Here is a 12,002-nt window from a genome sequence, read left to right on the forward strand (position 1 = left end):
CACCGATTTCGCGAGCAGGCCAGCTCCCACCTGCGCAACGCTATACAAACCGGCACCTTGTTTGATTTCATGCCCGCACAGCAGCCTGTCTGATGGCGCTGATCGGGAGATGAAGATGAACTACACAGATTTCGACGGAGCGTTGCTGCTGGCACTCAAGGCGCTGCTGCAAGAGCGCAATGTCACACGTGCCGCTGCCCAGTTGGGCATCAGCCAACCGGCTCTGTCGGCACGGCTGGCGCGTCTGCGGGATATCCTGGCGGATCCGTTGTTCGTCCCGGCGGCGAACGGTCGTGGCGTGGTCCCCACACCCCGGGCGCAGGCACTGGAGCAAGAGTTGCTGCAAGTGCTCGAAGGGCTCAAACGCCTGGTCAGTCAACCGGAACGTTTCGATCCGGCCACCACGACCCGCACCTTCGTCATCGCCTTGTTCGAAACGCCGGCGGCCGTTCTGGCGCCGGATCTCTGCGCCCGTCTGAAGCATGAGGCAAAGCATGCAAAGCTGGCGTACATCCATCCCCCACGCGACGTGTTCGAGCGTCTTGAGCAAGGCCAGATCGATCTTCTGATCACCGTGCCAGGCGCGCTTCGCGACGACCTCATGCAGCGACCTCTTTGGGAGGATGGCTTCCTGACCGCCCAGCGCAAGGGCCATCCTCGCGGCACGGGACCACTTGATCTCGAGACGTTTTGCGCCCTTGATCATGTGCTCGTGTCCTCGGAAGGCGGGCGTTTTGCCGGGGTGGTCGACGAGGCACTGGTGGAGATCAACCAGGTTCGCAACGTCGCCTTCTCCATTCAGAATTATGCACTGGCGCCGCTGCTCGTTGCGTCCACTGATACCCTGTGCACACTGCCCTCGCGCTTCCTCTGCCAGTACCGCGACCGGTTGGACCTGTTCGAACCACCCCTCGAGCTGTCTGCGCTGCGCCTGGTGCTGGCCTGGCACCCGCGCAATAACAAGGATGCCGGCCATCAATGGCTGCGCCGCCAGGTCTATCTCAGCGCGGAACTGGAGCCCGCTTGAGTGCTCCAGCGTAGGGGGTCCATCCAAGCGCGCCGCAACCATCGGTTATGCGTATAGCAGCTATCGATAGCGCAGCGGTTCTCGGTAGCAGCCTCTCTCTCTAATCTGCCCACCAACGCGATCGACGGCGGTCGCGACAGGTCAAACCGACCCCTATGGAGAGAGACGATGAACACACTCAACCGCACCATGGCCATCGCGACACTGGCACTGGCAACCCTCAGCGCCGAAGCTGCCTCCCCCGCCCAGACCGCTGCGAGCATGTCCGCCGTCGGCAGCGTGATTCAGTCCGCCAGCTACATCACCACCCGGGATGGCGTGCAGCTGTACTACAAGGATTGGGGTCCACGGGATGGCCAGGTAGTCACCTTCAGTCACGGCTGGCCGCTGAACGCCGACAGCTGGGAAGCGCAGATGATGTTCCTCGCCTCGAAGGGTTATCGCGTCGTTGCCCACGACCGTCGCGGTCATGGCCGCTCCAGCCAGCCGTGGGAAGGCAACGATATGGATCACTACGCCGACGATCTGGCGGCGGTGATTGAAGCGTTGGACTTGAAGGATGTCACCCTGGTGGGTTTCTCGACCGGTGGCGGCGAAGTGGCTCGCTATATCGGTCGCCATGGTACGGGCCGAGTGAAGAAGGCCGTGCTGGTTTCCGCCGTCCCACCGCTGATGCTCAAGACCCAAACCAACCCCGGCGGTCTGCCCATCGAGGTGTTCGACGGGCTGCGCAAGGCGTCCCTGGAGAACCGCTCACAGCTTTACCTGGACATCGCTTCCGGTCCTTTCTTCGGTTTCAACCGCGAGGGTGCCAAGCCATCCCAAGGGCTGATCCAGTCGTTCTGGGTGCAGGGCATGCAGGCGGGCAGCAAGAACACCTATGAATCGATCGCGGCGTTCTCGGCGACCGATTTTCGCGACGACCTGAAGAAGTTCGATGTGCCGACGCTGGTCGTTCATGGAGACGATGATCAGATTGTTCCCATTGATGCTTCCGGTCGGGCCTCGGCGGCGCTGATCAAGGGTGCACGTCTGATCGTCTACCCCGGCGCGCCCCATGGCCTGACCGATACACACAAGGACCGGCTGAACCAGGATCTGCTGACGTTTCTTCAGGAATAAAACAATGACATGCACTGCATGACCTGTGTGGGAGCGAGCCTGCTCGCGATAGCGTCGGAACATTCACGACCCCGGCCAGGCGACCTAGCGCCATCGCGAGCAGGCTCGCTCCCACCTTTGTCCAGGGGCGCCCAGATTCTGCGCCCACCTTGCAGAGCCCTTCTCAGGAAGGGCTTTTGCGTTCTACGCCTCTCACGTCAAACGGCTTGTGGTCGGCACGCTTATCAATTCATGTGAACCTAGCCGTCCTGCAACCCTCGGATATTCAAGACGTACCAAGGGTGATCCACATGACAATCGAAGACACTTTATTACGTCAACGCAAGGTACTTGCCGAGTTCGGCGAGCTGGCCCTGGTTTCAGACGATTTTGAACACATCCTCGACGAGGCGTGTCGTCTGGTCGGTGAAGCACTGGAAACCCATTTGGCGAAGTTCATGTCGCTGGAAGACGACGGGCTCACTTTCCTCGTGCGCAACGGTGTGGGCTGGTTGCCGGGGGTCGTCGGCGAAGTCCGGGTTCAGGCACTGGAAGGCACACCGGAACGGTATTCCCTGGACTCCGGCGGCGCCGTCATTTCCACGGACATTGCGACAGAAACACGCTTTCACTATCACGACTTCCAAACGCGCAACGGCGTCCAGGCGTTCGTCAATGTGCTGGTATACGGCGCCACCGAGACGCGGCCCTTCGGCATCTTCGAAGTCGACAGCCGCAGCCCCCGGCAGTTTAGCGAGAGCGACATCGACTTTCTGCGCGTCTACAGCAACCTGCTGGGTGCGGCGTTGAAACGCGCCAAAACCATGCAGGCCATGCGCCTGACTGAAGAAAAATTGCGTGAAAGCGAAAGACACTATCGAATCGCCGCGCAGCTTAATCCACTCTGGCCCTGGACGGCCGACAGCCATGGCGCGGTGACATCACTGGATCAACGCTGGTATGAATACACCGCACGGTCGCCTGAGCAGACACTCGGGCGCCAGTGGCTGAACGCAACGCACCCCGATGACCGCATATCATTTGCCCGGTTGTGGAATCAGTCGCTGGCGAGTTTGCAACCCTTCGACGCACAGATCCAGTTGCGAAAATCCACGGGGGAATATCGATGGTTCAGAATCCGCGCGTTTTGTAGCCTGGATCCCGAGGGACGATGCGAGCGCTGGTATGGCACCGTCGAAGACATCAACGAGCGGGTGCAACTGGAGGCGGCGCTCAGGGACTGGAACGACCTGCTCGAAGACCGGATTGCAACCCGTACCCAGCAGCTTGAAGCCGAACAACAGGAGCGTGCGCTGGCCGAGTCGAAACTGCGGCAAAGTCAGAAGATGGAAGCGGTAGGCCAACTGACGGGGGGTATTGCCCACGACTTCAACAACCTGCTGGCTGGCATCAGTGGCAGCCTTGAGCTGATGCAACGGCACATCGACCGTCAACGCTACGACGAACTGTCTCGCTACAACTCCGTCGCCCTGACCTCAGCGACACGCGCCGCCGCACTGACCCAGCGCCTGCTGGCATTTTCCAGGCAGCAGTCGCTAGAACCGGAAGTTCTCGAACCGCGCAAAGTGGTGGCCGGCCTGGAAGAAATGATCCGACGCTCCGTGGGCCCGAGCATTCATGTCGAATGCGCTTTCAGGGGGCATGATCCGATCAAATGCGACCCCAATGGACTGGAGAACGCTCTGCTCAATCTGGCCATCAATGCCCGGGATGCGATGCCCGGTGGCGGAACCTTGAAACTTGACGTGCAACTCTGCGTTATCGACGCGACATCTTCCAGCGAAAAAATGATGCCGCCGGGCCCATATGTGGCGATCTCGGTCACCGACTCGGGCACGGGGATCAGCGCCGACATCCTGTCTCGGGTATTCGATCCGTTCTTCACCACCAAGCGCATTGGCGAAGGATCCGGCCTGGGCCTGTCGATGATCTACGGGTTTGCCCAGCAATCCGGAGGGCAGGTGAAGATTCAGAGCAGCGTCGGCGTGGGCACGACCGTGACAATGTATTTTCCGGTTGTCAGCCAGTCCCCCATCAGGGTGAAAAGCGCGCATCTGGATGACACCGCACCCTTGCAGCCCGGCGCCAACGAAACCATTCTGGTGGTGGATGACGAAGCGGCGATTCGCCAGTTGGTCTCGGAATTCCTGACTGAAACCGGCTATCACGTCATCGATGCGCTGGACAGCGTCTCTGCCCTCAAGCAGGCCGATAAGACCGAGCATATCGATTTATTGCTGACAGATATCGGCCTGCCGGGAACCATGAATGGCATCAGCCTGGCGAATGAAATGAAGGCCAGATATCCCTCGCTGAAAGTGTTGTTCATCACCGGATTTGCCGAGGGGAAAAATCTGGTTTCGGTCGACACCACGACCCACGTACTGGCCAAACCTTTCAGCTTGACTGACCTGGGCCGACGGGTGAGTGCGTTGATTCACGCCAGTGAGGACAGCGCTGGATGACGGGGCCCCTTTTCCTTTGAATCAGTGCCGCAACAGTTTGCGCAACGGAATCTCGTCCTTGCGCACAGGCGACTTGATGACGATGTAGCTGAAGTATTTGGAGATGCCGATGTTCTTGTCCAGCAGGCTTTCCATCACATCCTGGTAATCCTGGATGCTGCGGGTCATGAAGCGCACCAGGTAATCGTAGCCACCGCTGATCAGGTGACATTCGAGCACTTCATCCACCAGGCGGATGTTGGACTCGAATTTGGCGAAGTCCTCGCGCTTATGGTCGCTCAAGGTGATTTCGGTGAAGACCGTCACCGAGTCGGTAATCTTGGCCAGGTTCAAATGGGCCTTGTAGCTGGAGATATACCCCAACGACTCGAGCCGTTTGACCCGTTGCAGGCATGGGCTGGCGGACAAGCCAACGGCATCGGCCAGGCTGACGTTGGTCATGCGACCGTCTTTTTGAAGCTCTACCAGAATGCTGATGTCGATCCGGTCCAGTTTCGCTACACCTTCCATCACCTACCTCTGTCTGCCATTTGTAAGACAATCTTCTAACAAAATCAGCACCGTAAAGACAGCTGATGCTGAGCCACCAGATCGGCCATGCTGTTGATGCAATACTGGCCCGCGCACGGCTTGGGCGGGTTGTCGGGGTTGCGACAGATCAGGCAAACCGCCCCAACCTTGGCGGGACGGGCGCCAGGTCGGGTCACTTGAAGAATAGCCTGCGCATCGAGGTCGTTGGCCTTGAGCCAAACGGTATCGTGCAAAGGGTCACTGGCCAGTGAAATAAAATCCTCCGGCTCGATGCCCAGGCGCTCGCACAACGCACCCCGGTCTTCTGCATCGCGGTCGCCCAATACGAGCAGGCGATAGAACTTGCGCAGATAGAGCATCGCCCCCGGCGCATCCTCGAACAACGTCCAGGCGGCGGCCGAGCGGGCGAAGCTCATGCCCTCCTCCCAACTGACCTTGAGTTTCCAGCGCTCGGCCAACTGACGGTGGGCGAAACACAGCAAACCGCTGAAGCCCAACTCGCCGAAGCGCGGATACAGCGCTTGCAGTACCTCATCGAACTCGGCCAGCACCTGGTTTTTTTCCGGCGATTCGCCGTGGTTTTCCAACAGTGGCTGCAGCGCCGTCCAGATGGCGGAGTCCCGATCCACCAGGACCTCATCGCAGTCGATCAACAATGCCCGATACTCAGTCAACCTCATGGGTAAAGCCTCCGCTGATGTCCCACCGATCCACGCTCCTTTGATTTGCATTGGCGCTTGCCCTGGCAAACGCCATGAACACCAGGCCTTCAGCCCATGACCCGTGCCAGCGCAGCGTCGAGAATCTGCAAGGCCTCATCGACCTGCGCCTCGCTGGTCACCAGAGGGGCAAGGAAGCGCAATACGTTGCGGTACACTCCGCACTTGATAACCAGCAATCCACCGGCCCGGGCTTCGTCGATCAAGCGCTGGTTGAGGTCGGCATCCGGGGTGCGCGCCAGGTCATCCTTGATCAGTTCGATCGCCAGCATGAAGCCGCTGCCACGCACGTCGCCAATGCGCGGGTAGCGGGTTTGCAGACGTAACAGCCCCTGACGCAGACGCTCGCCCAGGGCTTCGCCACGGGCCAACAGGTGTTCCTGCTCGTAAGCGTCAATCACCGCCAGCGCCGCCGCGCACGACAGCGCGTTACCGCCATAGGTACCGCCCAGTCCACCAGGCAGTGGCGCATCCATGATTTCGGCCTTGCCGACCACACCCGACAGCGGCAAGCCGCCGGCGAGGCTTTTGGCGACGGTGACCAGGTCTGGCTGGATGCCGGCATGCTGGAAGCCGAACCATTTACCGGTGCGACCAAACCCGGTCTGGATCTCATCAAGAATCAGCACAATGCCGTGTTTTTCCGTCAGCGCGCGCAGGCTTTGGAGGAACTCGACGGGCGCCGAGAGGAAACCGCCGTCGCCTTGCACCGGCTCGATGATGATTGCTGCGACCCGCTCAGGTGCCACTTGAGTCGCCAACAGTTCGTCCAGCGCCTGGAGCGCCATTTCGCTGGTGACACCCCGATAGGCATTCGGATAGGGCGTATGAAAGACCTCCGGCGCGAACGGCCCGAAATTCTGTTTATAAGGCTGGCTCATGCCGGTGAGCGTGGTACCCAGCAACGTCCGGCCATGGAAGCCGCCGCGAAAGGCGATCACCGCCGAGCGCTGAGTGTAGGCTCGGGCGATCTTCACCGCGTTTTCTACGGCTTCGGCGCCTGAGGTAAAGAACGCCGCCTTATAGGCTTGCTCACCCCCGATCATTTCGCACAGGCGCTTGGCCAAGTCCAGATAAGGCTGGTAGGCCACGACCTGGAAACAGGCATGGGTGACTTTTTGCAGTTGGGCTTGCACCGCCGCGACCACCTTGGGGTGATTGTGGCCGATGTTCAGCACACCGATGCCGCCGACGAAGTCCAGGTAGCGCTTGCCGTCCACGTCCCACAACTCCGTGCCCTGGGCCCGGTCGATCACCAGCGGATGGGCAGTGACCAGTCCACGTGGCACGAACTGATCACGCTGACGGAGCAGACTTGGGGTTTCTTCGACTTTACTGTTCATGGCATTTCCCATCGTGAGCCTCGCAACCAGGAAGCGGCTGCGGTGTGTTCACAGGTTAAGCGTTCGACACGATTGTCTAAGCCGAACTTGGTCGTTGAGAAATTCGGATCGACTGTTTACACCCCGACAAACAGCAGAATCCTCCAAGGGCGCCTCGCACCATGGAATCTACCGGCAGAGGTGCCTTGCAACGCAGCCTCGTGCTGCTGCACAGGCCCTTTCGACAGATCCTGCTCTGACATTGAGGCATGCTTGATACTTCCCTTTTACATGCGAGAAATGCCCCATGGCCCTGCTGTATAAAGCTGACCCGGTCCGCGGCGAACAATGGCAGCGTCTGTTCGCCAAACATGCCCCGGATATCCAATGGCGTGCCTGGCCGGACATCGGCGATCCTCGGGATATTCGTTACCTGGCGGCCTGGCAGGCACCGGACGATATCGAAACCGTGTTGCCCAACCTTAAAGTGCTGTTCGCCTTGTCGGCGGGGGTCGATCAACTGGATCTGGGGCGCTTGCCGGCGACGCTGCCGGTGGTGCGATTGCTCGACCCCGGCATCAGTCAGGGCATGTGCGAATACGCCAGTTTCGCCGTACTCAGCTTGCACCGCGACATGGTGCGCTATCGCCAGCAACAGACCGAGCGGTGCTGGCAAGCACACCGGTTGGTGCCTGCGCAGCAGCGCCGGGTCGGGGTCATGGGCCTGGGGTTGCAGGCCCGTCACATACTCAACACCTTGAAGCCCTTTGGTTTCGCCTTGTCGGGCTGGGCGCGCAGTGAACATCACATTGATGGAGTGGAGTGCTTTGCCGGAACCGGGCAACTGCCGGCCTTCCTCAGCCAATGCGATATTGTGCTGTGTGTCTTGCCGCTGACCGAACAAACCAAGGGAATTCTCAACCGTCAGTTGTTCCAACACCTGCCCAGGGGCGCGGCCCTGGTCAACATGGGCCGCGGAGGGCATCTGGTAGAAGCGCATTTGCTTGAAGCGCTTGCCAGCGGCCAGCTGAGCGCGGCGGTGCTCGACGTACTGGAACAGGAACCGGCCGCGCCGGATCATCCGTTCTGGAACCATCGGCAAATAATATTGACGCCCCATATCGCAGCGATGACTCAACCCGAGAGTGCGTTTGGCGTGTTATTGGACAATATTCGCCGCCACCAACGGGGCGAAACGATGCTTGGCCTGGTGGACCGTGAGCGCAGCTACTGAACCGTGCGTGACGAGGTGCATCGAGCAAAAAACCATCCGGTATTTACTGCTGGCCCGGCCGCTGATTTGAGCAAGAAATGTGGCCGCAAGAGGCGTTGCAGAAGGAACCTGCCGAATCGTTTTGCGACCCTTGTCAGGCCTGCTTGCAGGTGAGATACAAGCATCACCCGCGGATAAATCCGACCGTTTACACCCTCTCTCAATGGTGATCTGCCATGTCCACTTCGAAACGCCCTGACTACGTCTATCGTGCCATGACCGCCACCGATGTCCCCTCGGCACACGCCTTATCCGTGCAGTTGAAATGGCCTCATCGTCTGGAGGACTGGGCGATGCTGCAGCGCGTCGCCCAAGGTTTTGTCGTTGAGGATCAGGGCCGCTTGATCGGCACTGCATTCACCTGTGCCCAGGGAGACTACGCCACCATCGGCCTGGTGATCGTCGATGACGAATACCAGGGCCAGGGGATCGGTCGCAAACTGATGGAACTGGCCATTGAAGCGTGCGGCTCGCGTACTGCCATCCTCAATGCGACGCTGGCCGGTGCCCCGCTGTATGCCAGCCAGGGATTCGTTGACTTTGGGCATATCCAGCAACATCAGGGCCTGGCTTTACCGCCTGTACCGCAGGGGTTGGCCGACGACGAACGCTGCCGCGCGCTGACCGAAGCCGATCACGCTCAAATGATCAGACTGGCCAATGCGGGAAGTGGCCTGGACCGTCAGGCCGTGCTCACCGATCTGTTCGATGTCGTTGAGCATGCAGTGGGTATTGAGCGGGACGGCCAGTTGTGCGCTTTCGCCCTGCTGCGCCCCTTCGGTCGTGGCCGTTGCATCGGTCCGGTCATCGCGCAGAACCCTGAACAGGCCCGGCATCTGATCGCCGTGTTGCTGGCACGGGTGCCGGATGCATTCGTTCGGATCGACATTCCTTCCGACACGGGGCTGGGCCCCTGGCTCGAAGAAGCGGGCCTCAAGCAGGTCGACACCGTCGCCCAGATGGCTCGTGGCACGCCCCCGCAAGCGACCGGCTCAGTGCGGCAGTTCGTGCTGGTGACCCAGGCCGTTGGCTGACAAATCCCATCGCTTATCCAGGTCTTTTTTGGAGAATCATGTTCATGCCCGAACCCACTGCAGTGCTGTTGGCGCATGCCGACGGCAGCCCCGCCTCAACCTCGTTCACCCCAGGCTCATTGGGGGCCAATGATCCGTTCGACAGGCTCATCGCTTATGCCGGGGCGGATGGCATCGCCGCTGGTGTCGTCCGGGCCAGCGGTCGGTTCAGTAGCGACCAGTATCCCTTCAGCGAAATGATCGTGGTGCATGCCGGAGGCGTTGAACTGCGCAGCCAGGCACAAACGCTGCGCCTCAGCGCCGGTGAAAGTGCGGTGATCGCCCGTGGTACGGCGGTTGAGATCGACGCGCAACCCGAGTCTTTCTGGGCCTTCTGTGCCGATACCCAGCGCGTGAATGCCAGCGAGCCCGGGCTGACAGCACTCCCGACGCACACGATGCTCTCGCCTTCGGCGGCCCCCGACGACGCAATACTGCTCAGCCCACCCCCGCAATGTCGCTCGCACAATCTGTTTGTCGAAAAAGCGACCAACCTGCGCATTGGGATCTGGGACTCAACGCCGTACACCCGCCGGACCAGGCCTCACAAGCTGCATGAACTGATGCACCTGATCGAAGGCAGCGTCACCCTGCAGACAGCCGACGGAAACGACCTGACGGTCAACGCCGGCGATACCGTATTCGTCCCCCTGGATGCACCCTGCGCCTGGGACAGCAGCGTTTATGTACGCAAGGTCTACGTCGTCAAATAGCACCGCTAATCGCGAGCAGGCTCGCTCCCACAGGGGATCTGCGGTGGATGTGAATCTTGCGGTCACCCCAAAAAAACTGTGGGAGCGAGCCTGCTCGCGATGGCGACGGCACGGTCAAAATCCCCGGTGGCTGACACCCCGCTATCGCGAGCAAGCCCGCTCCAACAGGGGATCTGCGGTGGATGTGAATCTTGCGGTCACCCCAAAAAAACTGTGGGAGCGAGCCTGCTCGCGATGGCGACGGCACTGTCAAAATCCCCGCTGGCTGACACTCCGCTATCGCGAGCAAGCTCGCTCCCACAGGGAATCTGCGGTGGATATGAATCTTGCAGCCACCCCAAAAACAGTGGGAGCGAGCCTGCTCGCGATGGCGACGGCACTGTCAAAATCCCCGGTGACTGACCCTCCGCTATCGCGAGCAAGCTCGCTCCCACAGGGGATCTGCGGTGGATGTGAATCGTGCAGCCACCCCGAAAAAACTGTGGGAGCGAGCCTGCTCGCGATGGCGACGGCACTGTCAAAATCCCCGGTGACTGACCCTCCGCTATCGCGAGCAAGCTCGCTCCCACAGGGGATTTTGAGTTTTGCGATCGAACTCCAAAAAAAGCCCGCAGTGTGAGCGGGCAAAAAGGTGTCACAGGTTAGTAAAGCGTCAAAGCGCCGCAACGATGGCCCTGCCGACATCCTGGGTCGAGCCCTGTCCGCCCAGGTCGGGGGTGATCGGCCCTTGGGCAATCACTTGTTCAATGGCCTTGAGAATCCCGTCATGGGCGGCGCGATAACGTTCATCACCATTGCCCAGGAAATCGAGCATCAACGCCCCTGACCAGATCATCGCAATCGGGTTGGCGATGTTCTGTCCATAAATATCCGGCGCCGAGCCATGCACCGGTTCGAACAACGACGGGAAGCGTCGCTGCGGATCGAGGTTGGCCGACGGCGCGATGCCGATGGTGCCGGCGCAGGCCGGGCCGAGGTCGGAGAGGATGTCGCCGAACAGGTTTGACGCCACCACCACATCAAAACGGTCCGGCTGCAGAACGAAACGCGCACACAGGATATCGATGTGCTGTTTGTCCCATTGCACATCCGGATACTGCTCGGCCATCAACGCCGTGCGCTCGTCCCAATACGGCATGCTGATGGAGATCCCGTTGGACTTGGTCGCCGCGGTCAAGCGCTTGCGCGGTCGGGTCTGGGCCAGATCGAAGGCGAACTTGAGAATCCGATCGACGCCGCGCCGGGTGAACACCGACTCCTGGAGCACGAACTCATGCTCGGTGCCTTCAAACATCTTGCCGCCCACGGAGGAGTATTCGCCTTCGGTGTTCTCACGGATCACCACGAAATCGATATCCCCCGCTTCTCGCCCGGCCAAGGGGCACGGCACGCCCGGGAACAGTCGCACCGGGCGAATGTTCACGTACTGGTCGAAGTCGCGGCGGAACTTGAGCAGCGAGCCCCACAGGGAAATGTGATCCGGCACTTTGTCCGGCCAGCCCACGGCGCCGAAGTAGATCGCATCGAAGCCCTTGAGTTGCTCGAACCAGTCAGCGGGCATCATCTGCCCGTGTTCCAGGTAGTAGTCGCAGTGGGCCCAATCGAGCACTTCGATGCTCAACGACAACTGCCATTTTTTCGCGGCCTGCTCCAGTACCCGAAGCCCTTCAGGCAGGACTTCCTTGCCGATGCCATCGCCGGCGATGGCAGCGATTCGAAATGGTTTGCTCATCAATCGTGGCTCCCTGGTAGGTGTG

The 12,002-nt window shown here is 60.3% G+C and carries 10 protein-coding genes; 6 read left to right on the plus strand and 4 right to left on the minus strand.

Going from position 1 to position 12,002, the window contains the following annotated elements; genetic code table 11:
* Nucleotides 1–115: 115 nt before the first annotated feature.
* The 3 genes from HQ912_RS17535 (at nt 116) to HQ912_RS17545 (ending at nt 4,614) form a co-directional block, all read left to right on the plus strand.
* Nucleotides 116–1,027: a LysR family transcriptional regulator gene (locus HQ912_RS17535; RefSeq protein ID WP_173407095.1), complete on the plus strand. Its 912-nt coding sequence runs from the start codon at nt 116–118 to the stop codon at nt 1,025–1,027.
* Nucleotides 1,028–1,195: 168 nt separating this feature from the next.
* Nucleotides 1,196–2,149: an alpha/beta fold hydrolase gene (locus HQ912_RS17540; protein ID WP_107322772.1), complete on the plus strand. Its 954-nt coding sequence runs from the start codon at nt 1,196–1,198 to the stop codon at nt 2,147–2,149.
* A 290-nt stretch (nt 2,150–2,439) separates the two neighbouring features.
* Nucleotides 2,440–4,614 (plus strand): ATP-binding protein, encoded by a 2,175-nt coding sequence (locus tag HQ912_RS17545; protein ID WP_173407096.1) that lies wholly within the window; start codon nt 2,440–2,442, stop codon nt 4,612–4,614.
* Between the two features lie 21 nt (nt 4,615–4,635).
* On the opposite strand, the gene HQ912_RS17550 is transcribed toward HQ912_RS17545, so the two are convergent.
* The 3 genes from HQ912_RS17550 to gabT all read right to left on the minus strand — a co-directional run bounded on the left by HQ912_RS17550 (nt 4,636) and on the right by gabT (nt 7,207).
* The gene (locus HQ912_RS17550) at nt 4,636–5,124 is read right to left on the minus strand and encodes an Lrp/AsnC family transcriptional regulator (RefSeq protein WP_076385388.1); all 489 of its coding nucleotides are present in this window, start codon (nt 5,122–5,124) and stop codon (nt 4,636–4,638) included.
* Nucleotides 5,125–5,168: 44 nt separating this feature from the next.
* Nucleotides 5,169–5,825 carry an HAD family hydrolase gene (locus HQ912_RS17555; RefSeq protein ID WP_076385390.1) on the minus strand — a complete coding sequence of 219 codons (657 nt, stop codon included), beginning with the start codon at nt 5,823–5,825 and terminating at the stop codon, nt 5,169–5,171.
* 89 nt (nt 5,826–5,914) lie between these two features.
* Entirely contained in the window at nt 5,915–7,207 is a 1,293-nt protein-coding gene (gabT, locus tag HQ912_RS17560) for a 4-aminobutyrate--2-oxoglutarate transaminase (protein WP_076385392.1), read from the minus strand.
* A gap of 286 nt (nt 7,208–7,493) precedes the next feature.
* Here gabT and HQ912_RS17565 point away from each other — a divergent pair, with 286 nt between their 5' ends.
* The 3 genes from HQ912_RS17565 (at nt 7,494) to HQ912_RS17575 (ending at nt 10,245) form a co-directional block, all read left to right on the plus strand.
* Nucleotides 7,494–8,420 carry a 2-hydroxyacid dehydrogenase gene (locus HQ912_RS17565; RefSeq protein WP_107322775.1) on the plus strand — a complete coding sequence of 309 codons (927 nt, stop codon included), beginning with the start codon at nt 7,494–7,496 and terminating at the stop codon, nt 8,418–8,420.
* A 215-nt stretch (nt 8,421–8,635) separates the two neighbouring features.
* Nucleotides 8,636–9,493, plus strand: a complete 858-nt coding sequence (locus tag HQ912_RS17570; RefSeq protein ID WP_107322776.1) for a GNAT family N-acetyltransferase — start codon at nt 8,636–8,638, stop codon at nt 9,491–9,493.
* A gap of 44 nt (nt 9,494–9,537) precedes the next feature.
* Complete coding sequence (locus HQ912_RS17575; protein WP_107323294.1) at nt 9,538–10,245, plus strand: cupin domain-containing protein; 708 nt, start codon at nt 9,538–9,540, stop codon at nt 10,243–10,245.
* Between the two features lie 652 nt (nt 10,246–10,897).
* Here HQ912_RS17575 and HQ912_RS17580 read toward each other — a convergent pair.
* Nucleotides 10,898–11,977: a tartrate dehydrogenase gene (locus tag HQ912_RS17580; RefSeq protein WP_076385398.1), complete on the minus strand. Its 1,080-nt coding sequence runs from the start codon at nt 11,975–11,977 to the stop codon at nt 10,898–10,900.
* Nucleotides 11,978–12,002: the final 25 nt, after the last annotated feature.

Source organism: Pseudomonas sp. MPDS, from assembly GCF_013283895.1.
GTDB lineage: Bacteria > Pseudomonadota > Gammaproteobacteria > Pseudomonadales > Pseudomonadaceae > Aquipseudomonas > Aquipseudomonas rhizophila.

What these genes read in the sequence shown, in the direction of transcription:
- HQ912_RS17535 (WP_173407095.1), top strand. Translation starts at nt 116, where the DNA reads ATGAACTACACAGATTTCGACGGAGCGTTGCTGCTGGCACTCAAGGCG.
- HQ912_RS17540 (WP_107322772.1), top strand. Translation starts at nt 1,196, where the DNA reads ATGAACACACTCAACCGCACCATGGCCATCGCGACACTGGCACTGGCA.
- HQ912_RS17545 (WP_173407096.1), top strand. Translation starts at nt 2,440, where the DNA reads ATGACAATCGAAGACACTTTATTACGTCAACGCAAGGTACTTGCCGAG.
- HQ912_RS17550 (WP_076385388.1), bottom strand. Translation starts at nt 5,124, where the DNA reads ATGGAAGGTGTAGCGAAACTGGACCGGATCGACATCAGCATTCTGGTA.
- HQ912_RS17555 (WP_076385390.1), bottom strand. Translation starts at nt 5,825, where the DNA reads ATGAGGTTGACTGAGTATCGGGCATTGTTGATCGACTGCGATGAGGTC.
- gabT (WP_076385392.1), bottom strand. Translation starts at nt 7,207, where the DNA reads ATGAACAGTAAAGTCGAAGAAACCCCAAGTCTGCTCCGTCAGCGTGAT.
- HQ912_RS17565 (WP_107322775.1), top strand. Translation starts at nt 7,494, where the DNA reads ATGGCCCTGCTGTATAAAGCTGACCCGGTCCGCGGCGAACAATGGCAG.
- HQ912_RS17570 (WP_107322776.1), top strand. Translation starts at nt 8,636, where the DNA reads ATGTCCACTTCGAAACGCCCTGACTACGTCTATCGTGCCATGACCGCC.
- HQ912_RS17575 (WP_107323294.1), top strand. Translation starts at nt 9,538, where the DNA reads ATGCCCGAACCCACTGCAGTGCTGTTGGCGCATGCCGACGGCAGCCCC.
- HQ912_RS17580 (WP_076385398.1), bottom strand. Translation starts at nt 11,977, where the DNA reads ATGAGCAAACCATTTCGAATCGCTGCCATCGCCGGCGATGGCATCGGC.